The organism is Dyella sp. OK584, from assembly GCF_057787755.1.
This window is the reverse complement of the sequence record NZ_CM173542.1, coordinates 680,904-706,205: the sequence shown is the minus strand read 5'-3', so window position 1 is coordinate 706,205 and position 25,302 is coordinate 680,904. Positions and strand designations below refer to the sequence as shown.

25 protein-coding genes are annotated in these 25,302 nt (G+C 64.4%); 15 read left to right on the top strand and 10 right to left on the bottom strand.

Going from position 1 to position 25,302, the window contains the following annotated elements; translation table 11 throughout:
- Window positions 1–79 precede the first annotated feature (79 nt).
- Together AC3CBN_RS03105 and AC3CBN_RS03100 are read left to right on the top strand one after the other, a co-directional pair.
- Entirely contained in the window at window positions 80–823 is a 744-nt protein-coding gene (locus tag AC3CBN_RS03105) for an FAD-binding oxidoreductase (RefSeq protein WP_488635360.1), read from the top strand.
- 256 nt (window positions 824–1,079) lie between these two features.
- A complete protein-coding gene (locus AC3CBN_RS03100) occupies window positions 1,080–1,406 on the top strand; it encodes a hypothetical protein (RefSeq protein WP_488635359.1) in 327 nt (108 codons plus the stop codon).
- Between the two features lie 29 nt (window positions 1,407–1,435).
- Here the strand turns inward: AC3CBN_RS03100 and AC3CBN_RS03095 are convergent, their stop codons facing one another.
- The 4 genes from AC3CBN_RS03095 to AC3CBN_RS03080 all read right to left on the bottom strand — a co-directional run bounded on the left by AC3CBN_RS03095 (window position 1,436) and on the right by AC3CBN_RS03080 (window position 6,619).
- The gene (locus AC3CBN_RS03095; RefSeq protein ID WP_488635358.1) at window positions 1,436–2,491 is read right to left on the bottom strand and encodes a fimbrial protein; all 1,056 of its coding nucleotides are present in this window, start codon (window positions 2,489–2,491) and stop codon (window positions 1,436–1,438) included.
- Window positions 2,488–5,229, bottom strand: a complete 2,742-nt coding sequence (locus AC3CBN_RS03090; RefSeq protein WP_488635357.1) for a fimbria/pilus outer membrane usher protein — start codon at window positions 5,227–5,229, stop codon at window positions 2,488–2,490. Before AC3CBN_RS03090 ends, AC3CBN_RS03095 begins: the two co-directional genes overlap by 4 nt.
- Window positions 5,230–5,258: 29 nt before the next feature.
- On the bottom strand, window positions 5,259–6,008 hold the full coding sequence (locus AC3CBN_RS03085) for a fimbrial biogenesis chaperone (protein ID WP_488635356.1): 750 nt from the start codon (window positions 6,006–6,008) through the stop codon (window positions 5,259–5,261).
- Between the two features lie 68 nt (window positions 6,009–6,076).
- Window positions 6,077–6,619 (bottom strand): fimbrial protein, encoded by a 543-nt coding sequence (locus tag AC3CBN_RS03080; RefSeq protein ID WP_488635355.1) that lies wholly within the window; start codon window positions 6,617–6,619, stop codon window positions 6,077–6,079.
- A gap of 477 nt (window positions 6,620–7,096) precedes the next feature.
- Here AC3CBN_RS03080 and AC3CBN_RS03075 point away from each other — a divergent pair, with 477 nt between their 5' ends.
- The 7 genes from AC3CBN_RS03075 to AC3CBN_RS03045 all read left to right on the top strand — a co-directional run bounded on the left by AC3CBN_RS03075 (window position 7,097) and on the right by AC3CBN_RS03045 (window position 13,998).
- On the top strand, window positions 7,097–7,720 hold the full coding sequence (locus tag AC3CBN_RS03075) for a hypothetical protein (RefSeq protein ID WP_488635354.1): 624 nt from the start codon (window positions 7,097–7,099) through the stop codon (window positions 7,718–7,720).
- Window positions 7,717–7,911 carry a helix-turn-helix transcriptional regulator gene (locus AC3CBN_RS03070; protein ID WP_488635353.1) on the top strand — a complete coding sequence of 65 codons (195 nt, stop codon included), beginning with the start codon at window positions 7,717–7,719 and terminating at the stop codon, window positions 7,909–7,911. Before AC3CBN_RS03075 ends, AC3CBN_RS03070 begins: the two co-directional genes overlap by 4 nt.
- 54 nt (window positions 7,912–7,965) lie before the next feature.
- Window positions 7,966–9,552 (top strand): alpha/beta hydrolase, encoded by a 1,587-nt coding sequence (locus tag AC3CBN_RS03065; protein ID WP_488635352.1) that lies wholly within the window; start codon window positions 7,966–7,968, stop codon window positions 9,550–9,552.
- Window positions 9,549–10,283 carry an ABC transporter ATP-binding protein gene (locus AC3CBN_RS03060; RefSeq protein ID WP_488635351.1) on the top strand — a complete coding sequence of 245 codons (735 nt, stop codon included), beginning with the start codon at window positions 9,549–9,551 and terminating at the stop codon, window positions 10,281–10,283. Before AC3CBN_RS03065 ends, AC3CBN_RS03060 begins: the two co-directional genes overlap by 4 nt.
- A 2-nt stretch (window positions 10,284–10,285) precedes the next feature.
- Window positions 10,286–11,488, top strand: a complete 1,203-nt coding sequence (locus AC3CBN_RS03055; RefSeq protein ID WP_488636657.1) for an ABC transporter permease — start codon at window positions 10,286–10,288, stop codon at window positions 11,486–11,488.
- Window positions 11,489–11,666: 178 nt separating this feature from the next.
- The gene (locus AC3CBN_RS03050) at window positions 11,667–13,373 is read left to right on the top strand and encodes a dipeptidyl-peptidase 3 family protein (RefSeq protein WP_488635350.1); all 1,707 of its coding nucleotides are present in this window, start codon (window positions 11,667–11,669) and stop codon (window positions 13,371–13,373) included.
- 85 nt (window positions 13,374–13,458) lie between these two features.
- Window positions 13,459–13,998 carry an REP-associated tyrosine transposase gene (locus AC3CBN_RS03045; protein ID WP_488635349.1) on the top strand — a complete coding sequence of 180 codons (540 nt, stop codon included), beginning with the start codon at window positions 13,459–13,461 and terminating at the stop codon, window positions 13,996–13,998.
- 86 nt (window positions 13,999–14,084) lie between these two features.
- On the opposite strand, the gene AC3CBN_RS03040 is transcribed toward AC3CBN_RS03045, so the two are convergent.
- Window positions 14,085–15,959, bottom strand: a complete 1,875-nt coding sequence (locus AC3CBN_RS03040; protein WP_488635348.1) for an aspartyl protease family protein — start codon at window positions 15,957–15,959, stop codon at window positions 14,085–14,087.
- A gap of 74 nt (window positions 15,960–16,033) precedes the next feature.
- A complete protein-coding gene (locus AC3CBN_RS03035) occupies window positions 16,034–16,831 on the bottom strand; it encodes a helix-turn-helix transcriptional regulator (RefSeq protein ID WP_488635347.1) in 798 nt (265 codons plus the stop codon).
- A 234-nt stretch (window positions 16,832–17,065) separates the two neighbouring features.
- On the opposite strand from AC3CBN_RS03035, the gene AC3CBN_RS03030 reads away from it, so the two are divergent.
- Entirely contained in the window at window positions 17,066–17,548 is a 483-nt protein-coding gene (locus tag AC3CBN_RS03030) for a DUF6491 family protein (RefSeq protein ID WP_488635346.1), read from the top strand.
- A 33-nt stretch (window positions 17,549–17,581) separates the two neighbouring features.
- Here AC3CBN_RS03030 and AC3CBN_RS03025 read toward each other — a convergent pair whose 3' ends face one another.
- Both AC3CBN_RS03025 and hemH read right to left on the bottom strand, forming a co-directional pair.
- Complete coding sequence (locus AC3CBN_RS03025; protein ID WP_488636656.1) at window positions 17,582–18,442, bottom strand: alpha/beta fold hydrolase; 861 nt, start codon at window positions 18,440–18,442, stop codon at window positions 17,582–17,584.
- A gap of 2 nt (window positions 18,443–18,444) precedes the next feature.
- Window positions 18,445–19,506 (bottom strand): ferrochelatase, encoded by a 1,062-nt coding sequence (gene hemH, locus AC3CBN_RS03020; protein ID WP_488635345.1) that lies wholly within the window; start codon window positions 19,504–19,506, stop codon window positions 18,445–18,447.
- 109 nt (window positions 19,507–19,615) lie between these two features.
- On the opposite strand from hemH, the gene AC3CBN_RS03015 reads away from it, so the two are divergent.
- The 5 genes from AC3CBN_RS03015 (at window position 19,616) to AC3CBN_RS02995 (ending at window position 22,210) form a co-directional block, all read left to right on the top strand.
- Window positions 19,616–20,305, top strand: a complete 690-nt coding sequence (locus AC3CBN_RS03015) for a lipid-binding SYLF domain-containing protein (protein ID WP_488635344.1) — start codon at window positions 19,616–19,618, stop codon at window positions 20,303–20,305.
- Between the two features lie 67 nt (window positions 20,306–20,372).
- The gene (gene tatA / locus AC3CBN_RS03010) at window positions 20,373–20,606 is read left to right on the top strand and encodes a Sec-independent protein translocase subunit TatA (protein WP_488635343.1); all 234 of its coding nucleotides are present in this window, start codon (window positions 20,373–20,375) and stop codon (window positions 20,604–20,606) included.
- A gap of 14 nt (window positions 20,607–20,620) precedes the next feature.
- A complete protein-coding gene (gene tatB, locus AC3CBN_RS03005) occupies window positions 20,621–20,989 on the top strand; it encodes a Sec-independent protein translocase protein TatB (protein WP_488635342.1) in 369 nt (122 codons plus the stop codon).
- The gene (gene tatC / locus AC3CBN_RS03000) at window positions 20,976–21,740 is read left to right on the top strand and encodes a twin-arginine translocase subunit TatC (protein WP_488635341.1); all 765 of its coding nucleotides are present in this window, start codon (window positions 20,976–20,978) and stop codon (window positions 21,738–21,740) included. Before tatB ends, tatC begins: the two co-directional genes overlap by 14 nt.
- Window positions 21,737–22,210, top strand: coding sequence for a cupin domain-containing protein (locus tag AC3CBN_RS02995; protein ID WP_488635340.1), 474 nt, complete (start codon window positions 21,737–21,739; stop codon window positions 22,208–22,210). Before tatC ends, AC3CBN_RS02995 begins: the two co-directional genes overlap by 4 nt.
- Before the next feature lie 170 nt (window positions 22,211–22,380).
- Here the strand turns inward: AC3CBN_RS02995 and AC3CBN_RS02990 are convergent, their stop codons facing one another.
- Both AC3CBN_RS02990 and AC3CBN_RS02985 read right to left on the bottom strand, forming a co-directional pair.
- Window positions 22,381–23,745, bottom strand: coding sequence for a S41 family peptidase (locus tag AC3CBN_RS02990; RefSeq protein ID WP_488635339.1), 1,365 nt, complete (start codon window positions 23,743–23,745; stop codon window positions 22,381–22,383).
- Window positions 23,746–23,878: 133 nt separating this feature from the next.
- Complete coding sequence (locus AC3CBN_RS02985; RefSeq protein ID WP_488635338.1) at window positions 23,879–25,078, bottom strand: murein hydrolase activator EnvC family protein; 1,200 nt, start codon at window positions 25,076–25,078, stop codon at window positions 23,879–23,881.
- Between the last annotated feature and the right edge of the window lie 224 nt (window positions 25,079–25,302).

The window sequence follows — 25,302 nt, the reverse complement described above, 5'->3', positions numbered from 1 at the left end:
GGCTAGCCTTCTATTATACGTGGCTTGCCCGGGCCGTCCGGCACGGCTCGCGACCACACAGTTTCCCGGAAAAACCGCAATGGCAGACCATTTCCAGCTCCGTCTCGTCGACAGCACCATGCTGGCGCCCACCGTGCGTCACATGGCGTTTGAGCGCGCAGACGGTCAGCCGTTGGCCTTTGTGCCCGGGCAGTTCCTGCAGATCCACTTCCACTATGAGGATGGCACCGCCACCAAGCGCAGCTATTCCGTGGGTACGGTGGGCGATGGTTCCTCGCCCGTGCAGCGCATCGAAATTGCGGTGAGCTATGTGGACGGCGGCGCGGCCACCAAATTGCTCGGAGAGCTGCCGCACGGTGGCGTCATCGACGCCAGTGGCCCTTATGGCCGCTTCTGCCTGCAGGCCGGCGACGCCAATGCGCGTTATCTGCTGCTGGCGACCGGCACCGGTGTCACGCCGTATCGCGCCATGCTTCCGCAGATCGGCGAACTGGTGAAGCAGGGCCGCGAAGTGGTGCTGCTGTACGGCGCCCGCAACGAGACCGAGCTCCTGTACGGCGAGGAATTCGAAGCGTTCGCGCAGGCCAACCCGGGCTTCACCTTCCATGGCTGCCTGAGCCGCCAGCCGCGCGACGTGCCGCGCCCGAGCGACCGGTCCGGCCACGTGCAGAACGCGCTGGCCGAGCTGACGCCCAGCGTCGATCGCGACATCGCTTATCTGTGCGGCAACCCCAACATGGTCGACGCCGCCTTTGCGGGTCTGAAGGAGTTCGGCCTCCCGGTGGCCCATATCCGGCGAGAGAAGTACATCTCCTCGCGCTGATCGCGTCAGCGTCACGCTTCTTAAACGCCACGGTAATGAACCGCTCAAGAAGCGTCAGGGTTGGCCGCTAAACGGTCAGCCCAGCACGGTCCTTCACACTCCAATTTGATCCGCTCCCCGCCCATGGCGGTCGAAAATGTGACTTGGTTCACATTGCGGAGACGCGCCCAGGTTTTGGATATCAAGTCCCGGCAGGCCACGCCGATAGATCCCGAAGGTATCCCTCTTTCCGTGCGGGGTACGGGAAGGGGCCGTTATGAAGGGCTGGATTCGCAGGACCTGGGTAGGTTGCGTAGTCGCCTTTGCGCTGGGCGCGCCGTTGGCGCATGCGGATGGGGGAACGATCACGTTTGCCGGAGCGATCGTCGCTCCCACGTGCGGCGGCGCATCGGAACGACTGCCTGATGTCACGCGTGGCGGATGTGGCGCTGCGATGGCCAATGTTGCATCACGCTCTTCGATGTATCGGCAGTCCACGGTTTCGCTTGAGGACGCCATGCAAGAGCGTGATCGCCTACTGACGTATTTCGCGACGTACGCCGACGCGAGCGACGCGCACCTGGTGATGCGTACCTACGAATGAAGCGCGTGGCGCGAGCGCCACGCCACACGTCACTTGTAGGTCATCGTAAACGTCGCGGTCGCGCAGACAGGGCCCGGGGTCACCGTCGTGCCCGTCTGGTAGTACCGCGCGAAGTAGGGAATTGTCAGCGTGCCATCGGGCGAGTTGCCTAGCGACTGCCCCGCGTTGGTGAGTGGCATCGGCGTCGTAAGCGACTGCAGTACCTGCACGCCGACGTTGCCGGCCGATGTCGTACCGCTGCAGGAGCTGCTGGACGAAATCACGCCCAGGTTGCTGCTCCATGTCGTGGAAGAGGTCATGGTCATGGTCAGCTTGGCGCCTGAGGAGCACTGGTAGCTGATGTTGAAAGGCGTCATCCCCGCCGTCGTGCCGGCACCGCGCAAGGCGCTCGCCGAAATGGTCGGCAGGATCACCGTAAGAGCGTTGTCGTCGCCGCCATTGAGTGCGCAACTGGCGTTCGAGAGCGTCGCCGAGTTGGTGGACAGCGTTGAAATGGCCGATGAGCTCGAGGTGAGGCCGAAGATGTAATAGTAAAACTGCATCACCTGGCTGATGGCGGGCACGTTGCCCGAGGTGACGGTGCCAGTCTTGATGAGCTGTCCCGTTATCGTAAAAGTGGTGCTGGTAGCCGGATAGGTGATGGTCGCCGGCTCCCAGCCCGGCGTCTGGCCGGGGCCGCAGCGCAGGCACGAATTGTCCGAAGCCTGGATCGGGCTGGCGGTGACCTTCAGCGAAACGCCGGTCTTGGTCGTCTTGAACATGATGCCGCCGCCAGCGGGAGGATCGTTGGCGGTATCGCGCGCACTGAGGTTGCCGGCCTGGACGGTGACCGTCTGCCCAAACGTGCTGTTGTCGTACGGCAGCCCAGTGCACGTCACCGTGACGGTGGCCTGCACCGGCGGCCCCAGCGGCGCGCCCACCGGTGTGTTGGTGGAGATGGTGGCGTCGGGCAGGTCCAGTACCGCGTTCGACGAAGTACATTTCACCGCGGCCAGTGCGCCCGGCGCCCAACCCACGCACAGCACCAGCAGCGCTAGGAGGGCCAGTCGCTGCGCGACGCGTTTCATTCCGAAACTGAGCTTCACGGGTGGTTCCTCGTGGTCTGCGCCATCGTGCTCGGCATGGCGCACACGGCTTCGATGGTTTCGTATTTCGTGACCTTGCCCTTGACGTTAGTGCCAAGCTGGTACGTGAACGAACATGTCTGGCTCGCGCCGCTGTCGTTCTGCCAGCGCGCGGTCAGCTCGCCCGTATCGGCGACACCGCGGGCCAGCGCCTGGCCGCCCTGGCCGACGATGCCAAGTGCCGTGCCCTTTTCATCGACCAGCTCGGTACCGAACGGCAACACATCGCCATTTGGCTGGCGGATGCGCAGCACCACCGTACGGCCGCTCTGCGTCTTGAACTTCAGCATCACCACGGAGCCCGCATGCGGTGCGACCTGTGTGCTGGTCGCGTCCATCTGCACGTCGAGCGGCAGGCCTTTGGGATCGATAGCGACCGAGTTGAGCTGGTACGGCGTGAGGTAAGGCACGATGGCATAGCCCGACGAATTGATGTGTGCGCCCACGGCATTGATCAGGCGCGCGCCGCCAGCGCCCGGTGCGTATACGATGCCCACCGTATCGCCCAGCGGCTGGCCGAACGTCACACCACCCGAATGGATGACGACACCGCCGCTCATGCCCGCCGACTGCTGCGAATAGCCGTTGCCGCCACCGGCGCTGGCGTTGAAGATCGCGAACGGACTGCGGTAGCTACCGCTCACGCTACCCGCCGTGCCGCCGGTTTCCGCGTGCGACGCTGTGGCGCTGTAGTTGAACTGGTTATCGCTGCCGGCCGAACCATTGAGCATGGCCTGCTCCTGGCTACCACCGGTTGCATCGTGGTTGAACATCAGGTTCAACGAAGGCGAGTGCCTGCCCGATCCCAGGGGGATATTGAGCGAGAGGTTGTATTCGTTGTCGTAGCGGCCCAGCGGGTCGCGAGTGCGCGTGGCCGACACACTGAAGCCGACAATTTTGATCGTGTTGCTGTAGCCGATCTGGAATTGCGTATCCGAGCCACCGCGGTTCCAGTAGTCGCTGATCGAGCCGTTTGCGTACAGCTGGCCACCGCGGTCGCCGAGCTGCTGGTTCAGCGTGAGGCTAAAGCGGTTGCGCTGGCGATCCAGGCCGGTGACGTGGAGCAACGGGTTGTATTTGGTGCCGGCCAATGCCGCCTGTTGGGCGGGCGTCAGCAGCGTCTGCAACGGAACGCCGTTGACCAGCGTGGCGTTGGACGGCGTGTAGTCCTTGAAGGCATCAAGCCCGCGCAGCGCGTAGTCGCGCACGATGGCAGCGTCGCTCAGGCTCAGAAAGCCGCTCGTGGAGTAGCGATAGGCCGCCACGGACAGTGACGTGCCCGTCTGCGGCAGGATCTTGCTGTAGCTCAGGCGCACGCTCTGGCCCGACTGCGCGTCGTAGCCCGGAATTTCGGTGCGCGCATGCGTCACGTCGGCAGCGAACGCGCCGTACTTGGTGTTGATCGCGGCACCAACGAGCACGGACGCGTAATCCTGCGCGCCCTGGACGCCGGCATAACTGGTGACGACGTTGTTGAAGCCGTACTGCAAGGTGCCCTGTACAACATTCGGATTGTGCTCGAGAACCAGGTTGCGCATCTGGCCCGCAGCCACGTCAAAGCGCAGCGTGCCCGGACGCAGCAACTGCGGCACCGAGGCGTACGGCACGCTGAAGGTGCGGATGCGGCCATCGGCTTCGGTAACCGTCACGTCCAGGTTGCCGCCGTAGCCGGTCGGGTAGAGATCGTTGATGGTGAACGGACCAGGCGACACCGTGGCTTGGTAGATCTGCAGGCCGTTCTGGCGAATGGTCACCAATGCATTGGTGTCGGCCACACCGCGGATCACCGGCGCATAGCCGCGTACCGAGTCGGGCAGCATGCGATCGTCTGTGGCCATCTGCACGCCGCGCAGGCCATAACTGTCGTACACCGAGCCGTCGGTGAAGCTGTCGCCGATCGTCAACTGCGCATGCAGCGAGGGGATATCGCGCTGGACGTACGTGTCGATGTTCTGCCAGCGGCGGCGCGCGGACGTGTTCGCCGTGCCCGACTGCCAGTTGAGCGTGGAGTCGTGGCGGAAATGCCAGGCGCCGATGTTCACGCCCGCATTGAGGCCAAGGTAAGAAGAGGTCTGGCTCTGGCCCTGCGCGCTGCTGTGGTAGCTGTTGAAGTTGTAGTTCAGGATGCCGGCCGGCACGCCCTCATCCCAGTATTCCGGGCTCACATAACCGCGTGGCGCGCGGCCGAGATAGGCCTGTGGCACGCTGACGTCCAGGCGCAGTTCCGTCATGTCGAACGTGGCGGTGGAGCCCGGGATCAGGTCGCCGATGCTCACGCAAGCCGACGGATCCTTCAGGTTGGCTGAAGCGTTGGCCGACTGATCAGATGCGCGAAGCCCCATCTGGCGGAATAGATCCTCCGTGATGCAGGGCACTGCATTGGCGTCCGGCGACGGAGCCACGAAGCGGAGGTCGGCGCGGGCCGCCCACGTGCCATTGAGGAATACGTCGGCGTTGTAGTTGCCCGGCATGACCGGATTGCCGTGCTCGAAGCGCGACAGATCGTTGGTCGTGTTCTGGCCTGCGCCCGAGAGCAGGTTGCGATCGAAGTCGGCATAGCTGCTGGCCGACGCGTCCGCGCCACCGGACGGCGATGCGCCGCTGGCCGCTGCGGCTGCGTTGGCGGCCGGCGCCCACTGGGCGAGCGTAGCGGCGATGACCGCGCACAAAATGACACGACGGTGCGCCACCTGCCACATAGGGCAATTCGCGGTGGCGCGCGCCGTCCTCACGGCGTGAGCGTGCTCTTGAACGGTGCTGCTGCGCCGTAGTCATTGATGCATTCAAACTGCACGGCGCTGCCCGCTGCGGGTGCGCGAGTAAGGCCGGGCACCGCAAGGCGCAGGTCGGACATCGGCGCCACCATGTCGCCGTCGGTCTTGAGCGACTGTCCTTCGCTGCTCAGGATGAGCTGGCCGATGGTGACGTAGTACGGCGTCGGGTTATGCACGATGAGCGCATAACCCTTGTCGGCAGCTGTGGCCTTGAATGTCAGCTCGCCGCCCGCCTTGTTCGCGTCGCCAGCCAGGCCGGCTGGGCGATAGAACAGCTTGAGGCGAGAGCGGACAGCCAGTTGCAGATAATTCTTGCCGGCAAATTCCTGGCCGTTGGGCTTGGGCGGAATTTCCAGCACGTTGAGCCAGAACAGCGACTCGTGATCCGTCGGGAGCGGCTGCTTGCCGGCGGAAAAAATGATGCGCAGGCTCTGATCCTTGTGCGGCTCCATGCGGAACAGCGGAGGAGTGATCAGGAACGGCGTATTCACCTTGTCAGGTGTGGAATGCTCGTCGCCGGCGTCGACCCATGCTTCGATCAGCGCGGGCGCCGTGTTCTCGTTCGTGAGGCGCAACGTCACCTCGCCTTCATTGGCTGGGAAGACCACACGGGTGCCAGCAATGATCACGTTGGCGTGGGCGTTGGCGAACGCCAGGCAATAGGGCAACAGCCCCATGCCTACGGCTCGTAGGAAGCGATTCATCGTGGGGGTCCGGGTCGAACGAAGGTTGGATGTCCCGTGGCCGGAGACCGGCCACGGGCGGGTGACGCTTACTGGTACTGGATCGTGTAGTTGACCGTGCTGGCGACGTTACCGCCGGTCACCGCAGCAGCGGTGTTGTTGTAGTACTGCACGTAGTAGTTCAGCGTGGCGGTGCCGGTCGCAATCGTGGCCGTGGTGGTACCGGCCTGGGTGTTCAGGTTGATCGCGGTACGGCTGTCGTTGAGCACCTGCAGGTCGACGCCGGACGCCGGGGTGGTGGCGGCGTTGTTGCTCAGACGGCCATTCGCGTTGATGGTCGAGCCGGGCTCGAAGTAGGCCTTCACGGCGCCGGTGGCCGAGCAAGCGGTGAGAGCGATGCTGAACGGGGTGGCGCCAGCCACGGTGCCAGCGGTGGTGCCCAGTGCGGCGGCGCCCACGGTCGGCAGCGTCACGGTGAAGTTGGCGCCGTTGGCGGCATTGACCGTGCACGTGCTGGAAGCAACCTTGCCGGAGAAGGTGATAGTGCCGTCCACGGCCTTGGCCGACTGCGGAGCCAGCGCGGCGGTACCGAAGACGGCAACCAGAGCAGCAGAGAGGAGAATCTTCTTCATACCGATGTCCTTTAACGTTTTTGTTGGATGTTGTGGATGTGTTTTCTTGCGCTTCCGGACAGATGGGCTGGTGCCCCCCGATTGCGCTGTACGGCCCCTGGTTCCGCGCCCCCTTCGGCCGGTTTCCAGATCGCTCACTGGGCCATCAGCAATCCCCGTGCCAACGTGCACGATCTCTCTCCCGTGGCCATGAGACGGGCTTTTTAACGAGGGGATTGCCGGGCGGTGTGACGATTTTTTTGAGTCGAACCGGGTCACATCGGGCCCGAAGAACGGCTCAATGTGCAAATTGTGTCACATTTTCGGATATTTCTTATTGCGGAATCGCTTAAGTTCCATGGCAGTCGGCCGATAAATTATTATTAGTGTCAAGCATACTTGACATGTCTTCTGGCGGACCTTAGCCTCTGTCAAGTCGACTTGACATGCGCTTGGGGAGAAGGCCATGCGAGATGGAAGGATGGGGAGTCGGGGACCATGAACTCTTCTGAGCAGGCGCCCCCGTCGCGTCGCGCGGCGCCCATGCACGACTGGCCCCGCTGGGCGCGCTGGCTGGCGTTGATCGCGATCTATGCGCTGCTGATTGGCAGCATCTGGTTGATGGTGAAAGGCAATCTGGTGCTACGCCTCGTTGGCGTGCTCGCCTTCGCGGTGTCGATGCCACTGACGCTCCATGTTGGCCGTGCCATGCGGAAAGAGCGTAGCCGCATCATCGATCGGCGTTATTTGCGCGAGTTCATGCTGGCCATGGTCGCGTACACGCTGATCATGCTGTACGTGTGGCCGCTGCAGAAATCCATGGACGCGGGTTGGCTGAAATTGGCTACGGCCCTGCTGCCGGTGTTGCCGATCGTATGGAGCATCGTCGCCTCGACCCGCTACGTGCTGGGCAGCGACGAGTTGGAGCGCCGCCAGCACCTGGAGGCGCTGGCCATTGGCGTGGCGATCGTCAGCGTGATCAGCATGGCGCTGGGTTTTCTGGCGGCGGCGAACGTTTTCGCGGTGGATGGCGCGCTCGCGCTGCTGCTGGTGTATCCGGCGTTGTGCGTCACCTATGGTGTGGCGCACTGCTGGGTGATCTGGTGCAGCCGCGCCGAATGAACAACCACGTTCGCGAGCTGCGCAACGATCACGGCTGGTCGCAGGCTGATCTGGCCGAACGGCTGGATGTCTCGCGCCAGACCATCAATGCCATCGAGACGGGCAAGTACGATCCGAGTTTGCCGCTGGCCTTCAAGATCGCGCGGCTGTTCGGCCTTTCCATCGAATCGATCTTCGAACCCGAACCGTAGGCGACATTGCGGCCGGGCGAACGCAACCCGAATGGAGTGAGGGGTAAAGAACACATGGCAATCAATGGACGTACCGTCCTGCGCATCGGCATCGTGGCCATTGGCCTTGCCGCGCTGGGCTGGAATCATTTCCACCAGCGCGCAGCATCGACGCCGGACAGCGACGAGGCAATCGTCGCCACGGCGGCGCAGCCAAGCAAGCCAGCGCCACCGGCCAAGCCACAGACATGGCATCTGGGTTCGCTCACGCTCACGCCATGCGAGCTGGGCCAGCCCAACAGCGGGCTTTCCACTGCCGCGTGGTGCGCGCCTTTTGACGTACCGGAGAACCGCGAGGATCCACACAGCCGCAAGATCGGCCTGAAGCTCGCGGTAATCCGCAGCAGCGCGCAGATCGCCAGCAAGGACATGCTGGTGATGCTGGCGGGCGGCCCCGGCCAGGCGGCCACCGAATCGTGGCCTGGCGTGTCGGCCGCACTGCAACCGCTGACGGCGCATCGTCATGTGCTGCTGCTCGACCAGCGCGGCACCGGTGGCTCCAACCCGCTCACCTGCAAGCAAGAAAGTGAGGGCACCGAGGGTGGCACCGACGACCTCGATGCGCATCCGGACAAGCTGCGCGAGGAAACCGAGCGCTGCCTGAAACAGCTCGAAGGCAAGGCCGACCCGCGCTACTACACGACCACCATCGCCGCGCAGGATCTGGAAGACGTGCGCAAGGCACTCGGCTCGCCGACCTTCGATCTGGTCGGTGTTTCCTATGGCACGCGCATGGCACAGCAGTACGCCATGCGCTATCCCGACGCCGTGCGCAGTCTGGTGCTCGACGGTGTGGTGCCAAACGAACTGGTGCTGGGCGAAGATTTCGCACTGAACCTGGACGAGGCGTTGAAGGCGCAGTTCGCGCGTTGCGTCGGCGACGAAGCTTGTCACCGACGCTTCAATGACCCGTACCAGACGCTGTATCAGTTACGTGATGCGCTCCGCGCCAATCCGCACAAGGTGAGCTTCCGCGATCCGCAGAACTATCAGAGCGTGCAGCGCGTGCTCAGCGAGTCCTCGCTGGCCAGCGTGGTGCGCATGTTCGCCTATTCGCCGCTCACGGCGGCGTTGCTGCCGCTGTCGATAGACGCTGCCGCGCACGGTGACGTGGGCCCGCTGCTGGGTCAGGCCAAGCTGTTGTCAGGCGATCTGTCGGACACCATGAATGGCGGCATGCAGCTATCGGTGATCTGCAGCGAGGACGCCGACCTGCTCACGCCGCGACCGCAGGACGTGCACACCATTCTCGGCACGAAGATGATCGACAGCCTGCAGGCTACCTGTGCGGTCTGGCCCAAGGGCACGCGTCCCGCCGACTTCCACCAGCCGCTGAAGACCGACCGGCCCGTGCTGTTGTTGTCGGGTCAATACGACCCGGTGACGCCACCGCGCTACGGCGACCAGGTGGCGAAAAATCTGCCGCAGTCTCGCCACCTCGTATTCACCGGCCAGGGCCACAACGTCATCAACGCCGGCTGCGCGCCGCAGATCGTCAAGCACTTCATCGAAGATCTAAAACCTGCTGCGCTGGACGTGAAATGTCTGGATCGCCTGCGTGCCACGCCGATGTTCATCGACTTCAACGGAGCCGCGCCATGATCGAAGTAAGGGACCTGCACAAGGCCTTCGGCACGGTAAAGGCCGTGGATGGCGTCAGCTTCACCGCGCGCGACGGCGAGATCACCGGCCTGCTCGGCCCCAACGGCGCCGGCAAGACCACCACGCTGCGCATGCTCTACACCTTGATGAAGCCCGACCACGGCCAGGTGCTGGTAGATGGCATCGATGCCGCTGCGGACGCGCTTGCCGTGCGTCGCCAGCTCGGCGTGCTGCCGGACGCGCGCGGCCTGTACAAGCGCCTCACCGCGCGCGAGAACATCGACTATTTCGCGCGCCTGCACGGCTTGCCGGAAGATCTTCTCGCCAGCCGCCGCGAAGCGTTGGTGCAGGCGCTGGAAATGGAAGACATCGGCGACCGTCGCACCGAAGGTTTTTCGCAGGGCCAGCGTGTGAAGACGGCGATTGCGCGTGCGCTCATTCACGATCCGCGCAACGTCATCCTCGACGAACCGACCAACGGCCTCGATGTGATGGCAACGCGCGCACTGCGCCAGTTCATGCAGAAACTAAAGGCTGAAGGGCGCTGTGTGCTGTTTTCCAGCCACATCATGCAGGAGGTGGCCGCGCTGTGTGACCGCATCGTGGTCATCGCCAATGGCCGCGTGGTGGCCGATGAATCGCCCGCGGCGCTGCGCGCGCAAACCGGTGAAGCCAATCTGGAGGATGCTTTCGTGAAGATCATCGGCAGCGAAGAGGGCCTTGCCGCATGAACATGAAAACCATGGCGCCGATCGGACGCACGCGCGCGTTCCTCACCGTGTTCCTCAAGGAAGTGAAGGAAAACCTGCGCGACCGCCGCACGCTCATCAGTGCTTTTCTCACCGGCCCGTTGCTGGGGCCGATCATTCTGGTGATGTTGCTCAACATCACTCTCAACCGCGAACTCAGCAAGGCAGAGAAGCCACTGCCAGTGCCGGTGATCGGTGTGCAGTACGCGCCAAACCTCATCAGCGCATTGAAGGCCAATGGCATCGTGCCGACGACTGCCATTGCCAACCCTGAACTGGCCGTGCGCAAACAGGACGCCGATGTGGTGCTGCGCATTTCTCCCGACTACGCCTCCGCGTGGCGCAAGGGCGAGCCGGTGCAGGTGGAGGTGATCTACGACTCCTCGCAACGCGACGCCAATGTGGCAGTGGAGCGCGTGTCGCAACTGGTGGAAGGCTACGCGCGCCAGCAGGGTGCGATGCGGCTGGTGTCGCGCGGCCTGTCGCCGGGCACGGCATGGCCCGTGATCGCTGCGCGTCGCGACCAGGCGACGGCGCAGGCGCGCGCCGCTTTGATGTTCTCCATCCTGCCGTACTTCTTTGTGCTCTCCATTTTCATGGGTGGCATGTATCTGGCCATCGACCTCACGGCCGGCGAGCGCGAGCGCCAGTCGCTGGAGCCGTTGTTCGCCAACCCGGTGCCGCGCTGGAAAATTCTTGCCGGCAAGCTGGCGGCGATTTGCACATTCTCGGCGGCCAGCCTGCTGATCAGTCTCTTGGCGTTCGGCGTGGTGGGACGCTTCATTCCCACTGAGAAACTCGGCATGGAACTCGACCTCGGCCTGCACTTCGGCGCCCGCGTGCTGCTGTTGATGGTGCCGCTGATCGTGTTGCTGTCGGCGCTGCAGTCGATGGTGGCGGCATTCGCCAAGAGCTATCGCGAGGCGCAGACCTATGTGTCGCTGCTGATGTTCGTACCGGTGATCCCGAGCATTCTGCTGTCGACCATGCCGATCAAATCGCAGGACTGGATGTTCGCGGTGCCACTGCTCGGCCAGCACCTGGGGATCATGCAGCTGTTGCGCGGTGACGGTATCGGCTCGCAGCAGCTTGGTTTATGCCTGGCCGGCAGCCTCGTGGCGGCAGCGCTCGGCGTGCTGGTGACGGCGCGGTTGTACCAGTCGGAAAGGCTGGCGATTTCGAGCTGACGTTCTTCTTCCTCTCCCCTCCGGGGAGAGGACCGAGGTGAGGGGCGGGTGCTCGCGGGAGGCTTGCAAAGAAGCCCGCTTCTATCAGCCTCATCGCAAGATTGCTCCCTCTCCCCGCAGGGGAGAGGGAGCCATGCGCTCGCGCTACCATGACGCTTTCCCTCTGCCGAGAAAGCCCATGCGCCGCCATCTCCTCGCCCTGAGTCTCGTTGCCGCCCTCGCCGGCTGCAGCTCGTCCCATGACAACGCGCCGGCGGCGCAGTCCGGCGCGTCCGCTCCGGCCAGCACGGCGCCAGCAACACCGCCCCCGCCGTCGACCGACGCGGACAACGCCCAGCAGCGCATGGCCAGCTACGCCACGGTCAAGCTCACCGCCGACCTCTCCACCTTCGACGACAAGCAGAAGCAGATGATCGCGCTGCTGATCCAGGCCGCCGACGTCACCAACGACATCTACTGGCAGCAATCCTGGGGCGACAAGGCCGCGCTGATGGCACGCATTCCTGATGACGTCACCCGCCGTTTCGCCGAGATCAACTACGGCCCGTGGGATCGCATGGACAACGACCAGCCGTTCGTCGCCGGCATTGGTCCGCGTCCACTGGGAGCTCAGTTCTATCCCGCCGACATGACCAAGGACGAGTTCGACAAGGCTGACCTCAAGGACAAGGCTGGTCTCTACACACTGCTGCGCCGCGACGCGCAGGGCAAACTGGCCACCGTGCCCTTTCACGAGGCATACAAGGTCGACCTGGAGCGCGCTGCTGGCCTGTTGCGCCAGGCGGCGGCGCTTTCCGCCGACAAGGATTTTGCTGGCTACCTCAAGCAGCGTGCCGATGCACTGATGAGCGACGACTACCGCACCAGTGACTTCGCCTGGATGTCGATGAAGAACAACCCGATCGACATCGTGATCGGTCCGATCGAAACGTATGAAGATCAGCTCTACGGCTACAAGGCTAGCTACGAAAGCTACGTGCTGGTGAAGGACCAGGCATGGAGCGCCAAGCTCGCGCGCTTCGCCAAGTACCTGCCGGAGCTTCAGCGCGAGTTGCCGGTGCAGGACAAATACAAGGCGGAGAAGCCCGGCTCCGATGCCGACCTCAACGCCTACTTCGCCGTGTACTACGCGGGCGATGCCAACGTCGGCGCCAAGACCATCGCCATCAACCTGCCCAACGACGAGGAAGTGCAGCTGAAGAAAGGCACGCGCCGCCTGCAGCTTGAGAACGTGATGCAGGCGAAGTTCGACAAGATCATGCTGCCGATTGCCAAGGCGCTGATTGCCGACGACCAGCAGTCGCACCTCACGTTCGATGCGTTCTTCGAGAACACCATGTTCCATGAAGTGGCGCATGGCCTCGGCATCAAGCAGACCCTTACCGATAAGGGCATGGTGCGCACCGCGCTGAAGGATCAGGCATCGAGCTTCGAGGAAGGCAAGGCCGACATCCTTGGCCTGTACATGGTCACCAAGCTGGCCGACAAGGGCGAGCTGGACAAGACGAAGCTGATGGACAACTACGTCACCTTCCTCGCCGGCATTCTGCGCTCGGTGCGTTTTGGCGCGAGCGACGCGCACGCCAAGGCCAACATGGTGCGCTTCAACTTCTTCCAGCAGCACGGTGCGTTCACCCGCGACGCGACCACCGGACGCTATCGCGTCGACTTCGACAAGATGACCGCGGCGATGAATGCGCTCTCGGCCAAGCTGCTCACCATCCAGGGCGACGGCGACTACGACGCGGCGAAGAAGCTCACCGACAGCATGGGCAATGTCGATGCCACACTCGCCGGTGACCTCAAGCGCCTGGACCAGGCCAGGATTCCGGTGGACATCACCTTCGAACAGGGCCTGGACGTGCTCGGTCTCGCCAAGCCGTAACCTCATCTTACCTGTAGGAGCGCGCCCAGTGCGCGACAAGCCGACCACCCAAGGTGGCCTCGCGGAGCGGTGAAACCGTATCTCCGTGATCGCGCACTGGGTGCACTCCTACAGTGGGTTGCTGGCAACCCTGATGCCTCAGTTTGCCGAACGATGCGACGTTCGGCAGATGAACCTACGCTCTGGACATCGCGCTCTTCGTAAAGGCCGGGTTTCATTGCCCGGCCACGTCTATCTGCTCACCGCCACGACGGCCTTCCGGCGCCCGCTATTCAAAAACGTGGAGGCCGCAAGGACGTTCTCCCGGAGCGTGACTGACGCACGATGCTGGGGCGATGCAAAATTATTGTGCTGGGTGTTGATGCCGGATCATTGGCACGGACTGGTTCAACTGGGTTCGCAGGACAGTCTTTCCACGGTGATGAATCGCTTCAAGGCATTCACGGCCAGACATCTGCATTGCACGCAGCCCGGGCTGGTGTGGGATCGCGGTTTTCATGACAGGGCGCTGCGTCAGGATGACGATGCCAAAGTTTCTGCCAGATACATCGTCGCCAATCCCGTGCGCGCTGGGCTGGTGAGCAACGTGCTGGACTACCCCTACTGGAACTGCGTCTGGCTGTAGGAGCGCACCCAGTGCGCGACAAGCTTACGGAGCGGTGACGCTGCACTCCGTGGTCGCGCACTGGGTGCGCTCCTACAGAGGTGAGCCTACTTCGGGGCGAGATCGCGCATCGTCACTTCCAGCACACGCCCATCGGCCAGCTTGAGCGTCAACGATGTGCCTTCGGGCATATGGCTGCTGATGTCGCGCAGTTGCCCGAAACTCAGTGCCGAGGCCGACTTGCCGTTCGCCGCGACGATCGCGTCGCCCTGCTTCAATCCAGCCTGTTCGGCCGGGCTGCCGGGCATGACGTTGATCACCTGGAACTGGTCCGGCTTTTCCTGCTTCTTCTCGGCGCGGAAGCCGGCCATGGCGTAGTGCCAGTCAGGTGATTTCGCACGCGGCATCAGCACCATCTGCTGGCGGCGGTAGTCGAAATGCACGTTGGAGCGCGACAGCAAGTCCTGTCCGATGTTGCCCGCTTCAGTGGGATTGCCGGTGGCGCCGGCGTCAGCACGCGTGAGCATGGCCACCACGTTGTCCATGTGCTGTTGACCCAGCGCGAACTCGCGCGCGTGCGCGATATGCGCCATGAACAGACCGCCCACGCCGCCAGTGGGAATCGGAACGCCAGCCGCGTAGCGCGCCGCCACACCGTTGCGCTCGGCCCATTGTGGGAAGGTCAGCACGTAGCCGGCGTTGCCGGTATCGATGCCGAACATCCCGCTGTGACCATCCTGCTGCGCCTGCACCAGCGGCATATCGTCGGTGAAACGCAGTGCAACCACGTTGCCCTTCTCGGCCGCGGGTGCCTCGCCATGGTCATAGGGAGCAAGGCGCAGCTGGTCGTGGTCGTAATCGAAGGTGATCGCGAAGCGCTCGAACATCTCCAGGCCAAGGATGCCTGCGATGGGTTCGCCATTGCCGCGCTCGTAGAAGGAAAAGGGATAGGGCAGCACGGAATAGGTGAGATCGCGCACGTGGGCCTCGCCCAGTGCGGTGTCGTGTACTTTCGTGTACGACGTGCTCATCGTGCCGGACCCGGAGCCGCCGCTGACACCCTTGCCCTGCGTCTGAAAGCCCAGGCGCTTCGCCGCATCGCTGGTGAGAATCGCGTGCCCTCCGGTATCGAGGATGAAAGGCATCGGCGCACGGCCATCGATACTGACGTCGACCAGCAAGATGCCACCTTCCAGATGCATGGCGGTGGTAGCCAGTCGCGCGCCGTTTGCCATCGTCACGTCGTGGACCTTGCCGTCGGGACGACGCAATTCAGACGTAGGCGCCGAGTCGAGCACGCGATAGTGATCGACCATATCCAGGCTCTCGCCATCGGCGTTGCCAGCCAGGTTGGCACGCGACGTGTTGATGCGGAACGGAAGCTGCAGGCCGTTTACGTCGCGATAGTCGCCGTAACGCTGGGTGATGATGAGGAACGAGTTGGGCCAGGTCGCGCGATCCAGGCGATGCGTGGCCGGATCGATCCAGAGGGTTACCGCGCGACCGCCGGTTGGCGTGGCCTCAAGGCGCAGATAGCTATGGCCGTTGTCCTGCGCGTCAGGCAGCGCGCGATAGGCCACGGACGAATGCGGGTCGAGAAAGCCGAAGCGGCGCAGCCAGCTCTCGCTGATGGCGACGGTGCTCGCCTCATCGGAATCGAGCGGATGCAGCATGCCGGACATGTCCTCGCGCCAATGCCCTTGCGCGTCGGAACCTTCCGCGCCGGAGAGCACGTCGTTGCGCATGCGCGTCACGTATTGGCCGCTGCGCAGGTCCACCGACATTTGCCACGGCCCGGTAAGGTCATCGCTGGTTTCCTTGCCATCGGCCTGCAGTGCGGCCACGCCGCTCCAGTGCGGGCCGCCATAGGCCTGGCGCATGTCGCGCAGCAATGCATCGGGACCGACGGCGGGCGCCGCCAGCGCCTGGGACAACGCACCGGCCAGCAGCAGGCCAAGCACCGGACGAACGTAACGCGACATGGGTAAAGCTCCTTGCACGGGGTGGTCTCATCGTCCGCGCGGACGCGCCCTAGGTCTAGGACGCGAATGACGTATCAGGACGCACGTTGCAGTTTGTGCCGATAGTCACGCGGCGTTTCGCCCGTCATGCGCTTGAACACACGCGAAAAGTGGCTCTGGTCGCTGAAGCCGGCCGCAGCGGCCACCTCAGCGATGGAGCGGTGGTCGTCCACCAGGGCCTTGCGCGCCAGCTCGATGCGCAGCCCGCGCTGGTACTCGCCCACCGAAGTGCCCTGGGCCCGCTGGAAGCTGCGCGCCAGATGCGAGGGATGCACACCGGCGAGCATTGCCAGCTCATGCAGCGAAGGCGTGGCCAGTGGGTCGTCGTGCAGGCGTTGCAGCACATGCTGCAGCCACGTCGGACGTCGTTCGCCGTCCGCGCGACAGGCCACCGCTACCAGCTCAAGCACCGCTGACTGCAACGCCAGCGCTGCCGCGTCGTCGGTGGCGCGCAATTCGCGTTCGATGCGAGCGCGCAGTCGGGCGCCATCCGGCAGGCGCAGCTGGCGATGCTCGCCAAGCAAACGCGCCGCGCTGTCGCCCGTTTCATCGGTGAGAAAGATGCTGATGCAGCGGGCACCGTCGGGACCAAAGCGATTCGCATGCCGATGGCCCTGCGGGTGCGTCAGCAGCAGACCTGGCTGACATTCGAGATCGCCCCTGCTGGACTGCTGCAGGTAGTTGCCCGTGGCAACCAGGCAGAAATAGGCCTCGTCATGCTCGTGCCAGGGCAGGGCACTGCCGCCGCCATAGGGCGTAGCCGATACCTGCATGTCACCCAGGCGGTGCACATGCTCGGGACATCCGTAATTGGCGCGCTGAAGATGCTGCATGCCGCCAGTCTAGGCGGCTGCGGCGCAATGGCATGTGCCGTCGGTCAGGCTGCGTCTCACGGGTTGGTGGGCCAGGGCGGCCTGCGGGGGACAAGCCTGGTTGCGCCGGCGTAGTGGCTGCCGCACATTAAAGGAACAAGCGCCGGACCGCGGTCCGGCCCTTCCGCTGATCGATGGCTATTCCTTCTGGCTGCTCAACCCAGGGAGAGTGCTGTGCACGATAGCAGGGGAGTCGTGAAGTGGTTTCGGAGTGGCCTCACGTGGGCCGGTGCGCTGCTGGTACTGAGTCTGGTTGGGGTCGCCTCGGCCGAATCGCCGGACAAGGTGTCGCCGTATCTGTCGGCTTTTGAATCGGCGGCGGGCGGCAAGACCACCAGCATGAGTATCAGCGGCAAGTTGGGCGGTTTCGTGCTTGGCCCGAACAAGTTGGTCTTCGTCGACGAAGGCAATCAGAAGCTCTGGTTGATCACCACCAAGGGCGGTTGCAGCCAGCCGGCGATCAACGACCAGGGCAGCGTGGTGTCGCAGGACGAGCAGGGCAACACCGTCTCCTGCCATTTCGACACCATCCAGCCGATCAATCGCGAAAAGCTGTCGCGCATTCTCACCGCACGCAAGGGCGATGCCGACATCTTCGGCAGCCTGCCCATGCTGGGTCGGCCGCAGGTCGACAACAGCATCAATCACATGAGCAACAGCTCGGCCAAATCGAGTTAGACGTCCACCAGCGGTCGCGCCTGGCGCGACCGCTCACGGGTTCGGTATGTCATCCAGGTGATGACTCGCCCATGCCGCCACTTCACCGGGATGTTCGAGATGCAAGTGGTGCCCGCCATCCAGGTGGCTCACTTCGATGCGATGCACGCAGGCCGCGCGCGCCTGCATCATCGCGCCGGGCAGATAGGACGTGTCCGGCCGCGCCAACAGCAACGCGGTGGGCGCTTCGATGCCACGCAGCAAGGCGTGGATCTGTTCTTCGGGCAAGCGCAACGGTGATGGCCGGTTGAGACGCGGGTCGCTGCGCCAACGCCAGCCGTCGTCGGTCTTGCGCAGGCCGCGCTCCACGATGGGTCGAGCCTGCTCGGCTGGCAGGCCGCTGGCCATGGTGCGTGCGCTGATGGCGAGTTCGATGGATGGGAACGAACGCAGCGAACGTCCCGTGGCCGAACTGGTCATGGCATCGCGGAACCGGCGCAGCGTGTGATGGCCATCGTCGCCGATCGGTCCAAGGCCCTCGATCAGCACCAGCCGTTCGATGCGTTGGGGTGCGGCGGCGGCCACCAGTGCGGCGATGCCGGCGCCCAGCGAGTGGCCGAGCAGCGAGCAGCGCTGCAGGCCCAACGCATCGGCGGTCGCCAACACGGCGCGCACGTAGTCGATGAAGTGGTAATGCATGCCCGGCGGCAGATGGTCCGAGTGGCCGTGCCCGGGTAGTTCCAGCGCGATCACCTGCCAGCGCTGGGCGAGCAGCGGCGCCAGGCGGGCAAAGCTGCCGGCGTTGTCGAGCCAGCCATGCAGTGCAAGCAAAGGTGGCGCATCGGCGTCGCCCCAAACCTGCGCACGCAGATGCATGTGCGGCAGAACGACGTCGCGTTCGATGGGTGCGCTCAGGCTCACGCGTCGTTGCCGGTGACGACGAACTCCTGCCAGCCGCCGGCATGCCGCAGCACCAGTTGGGCGAGGCTTTCGACCTGTGCGGGCGTGTCGTTGAGCGCGGGGATATAGCGCAGCTCGCCGCCGCCGGCCTCGCGGAAGAAGTCGTGGTTCTGCATGGCGATCTCTTCCAGCGTTTCCAGGCAGTCCACCGCAAAACCCGGGCAGGCGACATCGAGTGTCTTCACGCCACTGGCGGCCAGCTCACGCACGGTTGCGTCGGTGTACGGCTGCAGCCACTGCTCGCGGCCCACGCGCGACTGGAAGCTCACCAGCAGCTGCGAGTCGTCCAGCTTCAGACGATCGCGCAGCGCGCGAGCGGTGGCCTGGCACTGCGCAAGGTACGGATCGCCCAAACGCACGTAGCGCTCAGGAATGCCGTGGAACGACAGCAGCAACTTGTCGCCACGACCGTGGGTGGCCCTCCACTGTTCGATGCTGCTGGCCAGCGCGTCGATATGTGCGACGTCATCGTGATAGTCGTTGACGATGCGTAACTCTGGTGGCCAGCGCAGCGACTTCAGCGTATCGGCGACGGCATCGATGACCGAGCCGGTGGAGGTGGCCGAGTATTGCGGATACAGCGGCAGTACCAGCAACCGTCGCACACCTTCGCGTTGCAGCTGTTCGATCTGCTGCGATACCGAGGGTTGCCCATAACGCATGGCCAGCGCCACGCGGACCGGTTTCGCGCACAGCCGGGAGAGTTCGTCCTGCAGCCGCGCCGCCAGTGCTTCGCTGCCCACGCGCAGCGGCGAACCCTGCGGCGTCCATATGCGTTGATAGGCGTGAGCCGATCGCGCGGGTCGCACGCGCAGGATCACTCCGTGGAGAATCAGCCACCAGAGCCATCGCGGGTAGTCGATGACGCGCGAGTCGCCAAGAAATTCAGCCAGGTACGGACGCACGGCCTTGGCGGTCGGTGCTTCTGGTGTGCCGAGGTTCACCAATAGCACTGCAGCCTGAACAGGCTGGTCATGGGAATCGCCGGCAGGGCCGGTATAGTCGTGGCTGCGTGGCATTGTGGCGCTGGCGGGAAAACCGTCGCTGAGTCTGCCACAAGCCGTTGGTCGCGCCGCGGTAATCCTCGCCGCAGGCCGCCTTTCCGAATCACCGTTCCAGGAGTCGCCCATGTTCAAGGCATCGTTGCATCGTGTGTTGCTCGCGCTGTTGGTCCTGCTGCTGCCAGCGATGGCTGTGCATGCAGAAGATCCGCCGCTGGTGCGCGCCCAGAATTCGGTGCGGGTGCTGAAGGAGATCATGGAGGCGCCGGACAAGTCGATTCCGACGGACCTGCTGAAGGACGCCAAGGCCATCGCCGTGATTCCCGACCTGCTCAAGGTGGGCTTCGTGTTCGGCGGGCGTCGTGGCGAGGGCCTGATCTCGGTGAAGAGTCCGGACGGCACCTGGTCCAACCCCAGCTTCATCACCATGACCGGTGGCAGCGTGGGCTTCCAGGCGGGTGCTTCCTCCACCGACGTGATCCTGGTGTTCCGCACCCAGCGTGGCGTGGACAGCATCGTCAACGGCAAATTCACCCTCGGCGCCGATGCCGCCGCCGCGGCCGGTCCGGTGGGTCGCACTGCAGCGGCGTCGACCGACAGCGACTTCAAGGCCGAGATCTATTCCTACTCACGCTCGCGCGGCCTGTTTGCCGGCGTGGCTTTGGACGGCTCGGCCCTGCGTATCGACTACGACGCCAACGAGGCCATCTACGGCAAGGGCATCACCCCGCGTCGTATCTTCGAGGGCGGTGTCACCAACGTGCCGGGGCCGGTGGTGGACTTCAGGGATCGCCTGGAGGAGTACACTCAGCGCTGATGTGGAGCGGCGGCGCGGCAGCGTGACGGCTTCGTTCCCCCGCTTTGACGCCTCTGAGACCTCATAAATGAGCATCACCCATCTACTCATCCTGCTCGTTGTCGTCGTGCTGATCTTCGGCACCAAGAAACTGCGCAACATCGGTTCCGATCTCGGTGGTGCCATGCGCGACTTCAAGAAGGGCCTGGACGGCGGCGAAGACACCAAGCCGACCGACTCGGACGAGCGCCTGCGCGCCGATCCGCCGCCGGCTGGTCCCACGCAGAACCAGGGCCAGCACGACAACACCGAGCAGAAGTAACTCGGACGCAGGTCATGATCGAGATCAGCTTCGGTAAGCTGATATTGCTCGCGCTGGTCGCGCTGATTGTGCTCGGCCCTGAAAAGCTGCCACACGCTGCGCGCACCGCCGGCGCGCTGCTGCGTCGCGTGCGCACCGGCTGGGACAGCGTGCGCGCCGAAGTGGAGCGCGAGCTGCAGGTGGAAGAAATCCGTCGCCAGGCTCGCGAGGCCGCCGCACGTGCCGAGGCTGCCCAGGCCGAGCTGGACGAAACCTTGCGCAAAATGCGCCCCACCGGCGGCGCGCCGGCGGACGCACCAGCGCCGCCCGCCGCCGAGCCGGCCATGACTGCCACCACCGCCGACAGCGCGTCGGCCAAGGAAGCTCCGCATGGCGGCGCCTGAGCTGGAAGGTCCCGAGGCCGACGGCCTGGAACAGGGCCTGTTCTCGCATCTGATCGAGCTGCGCTCGCGGCTGATGCGGGCCATCATCGCGGTGGTGGTTGTGCTGCTGGCGTTGATTCCGTTCGCCAACCGTCTGTACACCGAGCTGGCCGCGCCACTGGTGTCACGCTTGCCCGAGGGCGCGCACCTGATCGCCACCGAAGTGGCCAGCCCGTTCGTGACGCCGCTGAAGCTGGCGTTCTATGCGGCGCTGTTCATCAGCATGCCGGTGATCGTCTATCAGCTGTGGGCCTTCGTCCGCCCCGGCCTGTATCGCAACGAGAAGCGACTCGCCCGCCCGCTGCTGGTGGCGGCGCTGCTGCTGTTCTACATGGGCTGCGCGTTCGCTTATTTCCTGGTGCTTCCGGCTGCGTTCCGCTTCCTTACGGCGGTGACGCCGCAGGGCGTGGAGATGATGACCGACATCACGCACTATCTCGATTTCGTGATGCTGATGTTCTTTGCTTTCGGCCTGTGCTTTGAAGTGCCGGTGGCGGTGGTGATCCTGGCGGCGATCGGTGTGGTCAGCCTCGATCAGCTGCGCAATGGGCGCCGTTATGCCATTGTCGGCGCGTTTGCCATTGCCGCATTCATTACGCCGCCGGATATCACCTCGATGATCATGCTGGCCATCCCGATGTGCCTGCTCTACGAACTGGGGGTGCTGGCCGTGCGCTGGCTAGTGAAGCCCGCTCACGCGGAGGCGGCATGAGCGACGCCGCTGCCCGCGTCGAGGAACTGAAGGGCTTGCTGCAGTTGCAGCCGCACGTCGAGGGCGGCCATTACCGCCGCTTTCATCCGCACAAGGGCGATGGTGCCGGGGCGCGCCACCCGATGAGTGCCATTCATTACCTGCTAGAAGCTGGCCAGTTCAGCAGCTGGCATCGCGTCGACGCGGAAGAAGCCTGGCATTTCGCCGAGGGCGAGCCGCTGGAGCTGCTCATCTATAACTCGGTGTCCAACAGCCTTGAGCGTTGCTTCCTCGGCCCGCTGGCACCCGGCGTGAAGTCGATGGCGGTGGTGCCGGCCGGCGCCTGGCAAGCGGCACGGCCGCTGGGTCGCTATGCGTTGATGACCTGCATGGTCGCGCCGGCCTTCGAATACGACGGCTTCGAGCTGTTGCCGGAAGGTGATCCGCTGGCTGGGCACCTGGCCGGGCTTGCACCGGAGATTGGCTTTTAGCTTCCTCTCCCCTCTGGGGAGAGGATTGAGGTGAGGGGCGGGTGCTCGCGGAAGCGCATCAATAGAGCCAGCTTCAACCTACCCTCATCGCAAGGTTGACCCCTCACCCCAGCCCTCTCTCCCACGGGGACTATCTATGGGTCGCTCTGCGGGAAGAGGGAGCAAAGGCATCAATGCTTCGTCGTGGGTCTCGGCGCCACGCGGTTCAAAGCCAACCCCTTCAGCACATTCAGCGCCTGCGACAACGCATAGTCCTGCGTGGCGAGCTTGGCGTTTTCAGCGCTGCCGTCGTTGTCGATGTCGCGACCGGCCTTGCTGTTCTCATTGGCTAGATGGTTGGGCAGGTCGGCTTCCGAGCTGATGAGTACCGCCGCGCTATCGGACTTATTTACCGCCAGGTCGGCCAGGGCGATGTCGGGCTTGATGCCTTCGGCCTGGATCGAGGTGCCGCTGGGCGTGTAGTAGCGGGCGGTGGTGATCTTCACCGCGTGGTCGGTATCGAGCGGCAGCACGGTCTGCACCACGCCCTTGCCGAAGGTGCGGCGGCCGATGATCAAAGCGCGGTGGTTGTCTTTGAGCGCGCCGGAGACGATCTCGGCGGCGGAGGCGGTGCCGTTGTCCACCAGCACCACCATCGGTGCGCCCTTGAGCAGGTCGCCACCATGTGCCTCGAAGCTGAGGTTGGCGTCCTGCAGGCGGCCGCGCGTGGTGACGATGGTGCCCGAGTCGAGGAAATCGTCGCTGACGCCGACGGCTGCCGTGAGCAAGCCGCCGGGGTTGGAGCGCAGGTCGAGGATGGCACCCTTCTGCGGACCGTTTTTGCGGATCAATTCGGCCAGCTTCTTTTCCAGGTCCGCCGTGGTGTCGTCCTGAAACTGGCTGATGCGCACATAGGCGTAGCCGGGTTCGATCTCGCGCATCCTGACGCTGGTAACCGAGATGCGCTCGCGCACCAGCGGCATGTCGATCGGCTTGTCGCTCTTTTCATGAAGAATGGTGAGCGTGATCTTGCTGCCCGGTTCGCCGCGCAGTTCCTTGAACATCTCATCGATGTCCTCGGCATCCACCGGCTTGCCGTTCACCTTCACGATGGTGTCGCCCGGCTTGATACCAGCGCGTGCAGCGGGGGTGTCGTCGATGGGGGCGATGATGCGCAGCGTGCCGTCCACCTGCAGCACTTCGATGCCGAGACCGCCGTACTGGCCGGTGGTGTCCTCGCTCAGTTCGGCCAGGCCGTCCTTGTCGAGGTATTCGCTGTGCGGGTCCAGCCCGCTGAGCATGCCGCTGATGGCGGCCTTCATCAGAGTCTTGTTGTCCACCGGCTCCACGTAGGCCTGGCGCACGATCTCGTACACGCGGCTGAAGTTGCGGATGTCGTCCAGATCCACGCGATCGGGCGCGGACGAGGCTTTGGCCGGTGCGGCAGTGGTGGTTGCCGGATGCTTGGTGCCGCCGGTTGGCGCCGGCGCGGTCTGCGCCTGCGCCAGTGGCGTCGCCAGCAGCAGGACGGCCAGGCTCAAGGTGGAAAACCGCATGGTGTGGGGGACTCCGGGAAAACAGTGGGGGCGCGGTTGGCGGCGGGCAGCGGATGGCTGCTTGGACCGCCCGATCCTGCTGAAATTCAATGTCATGGCGTGAAGACTAGCCTGCGACGCTGCGTGTCCGGCGTCAACGCCGCTGGCTGAGCCATGTGCGCGGATCGACGGGTTTGTTGTCCTGGCGCAGCTCGAAGTAGACGCCCGTATTGACCCCCGTGGGGGCGCTGGCGGTGCCGACCACCTCGCCGGCCGCCACCTGGTCGCCTACGCCGTGAAGCAGCGTCTCGTTGTTGCCGTACATGCTCATCCAGCCGTTGCCATGGCTGACGATCACCAGCATGCCGTACCCGCGCAAGAAGGCGGCATACACCACCTTGCCGCTGGACACCGCCCGCACTTCGCTGCCCCCGTTGGCCTTGATCAGAACGCCATTGCCGTAGGTATTGACCACACCAGTGGCCGGCCATGGCAGGTTGCCCCGGATATTGGCCAGGCCTTTGCCTACCGGCACCGACGGGGCGCTGGGGTTGGCACGCGCGGCCCGTTCTGCCTCGCGGACCGCCTCGTCGATGGCTTTCTGCAGCTTGTCCACCAGCTGGTTGAGGGACTGCTCGTTCTGCTTGAGCGCGGCCAGCCTGGCGCCTTGGTCCTTATATTGGGCGTCCGTGTCAGCCACCAGTTTGGCCTGGCTGGCGCGTTGCCCTTCCAGCGCCTTGGCCTGGGTCTCGCGCTCGGCGCGACTGGCCTGCAGGGCCTGCTGCTCGGCGGTGATCTGGGTTTCGAGGTCCTGCAGTTTCGCCAGGTCGCCCATCAGTTTCTGCACCCGCTGGACACGGTCTTCCTGGAAATACTTGGAATAGGCCAGCGCCTGGGCGATGCGGGTCACATCGTCGTCGCCCATCAGCAGGCGAAGGTCCGAGCCGCGACCCAGCGCATAGGTGGCGCGCAGCAGGTCGGCGATGGCGGCACGCTGCCCGTCGAGATTCTTCTGCAACTCGGCGCGCTGCTTCTGCAGCTGCTCCAGATCCTTCTGCTTGGCAGCCAGTTGCGCGTCGGTTTCGCGAACGGCGCTGGCGGCGCTGGCCACGGCATTGGCCTGCTTGGCCAGCTGGGCGGTGGCGCTGTCGCGTTTGGCGGCGGTCTCGGCCTGCTCCTTGGCGAGTGCTTCCATCTTGCTGCGTATATCCGACAGCTTCTTCTGCGCCTCGGCCTGCTCGGCCTTGGTCTTGCTGTCCTGCAGCGCCCACGCGGGCATGGCGAAAAGGGCAAGTGCGAGGGCGCCGGTCACGGCGCGAACGAGGGGGCTGGCACGACGGACTGGTATTGGCATTGGCCGATTATCACAGAGCGCGATGACAGCGTGCGAGCCGGTGCGGGTGGCGCGCTGCCCCGGGTCACGTCGTCTTCAGCGCGACATCTGTGGCCTGACTGGTATGGCTGCGTGTGATGGGTCGTCATCGTCAGCGATGTTTCACCTCGATGCGTTCGCATCGATGAGTCGATGCAAACGTGGCCAGCACATCGCAGCGAATGCGATACGTGTCCTGTCCTGCG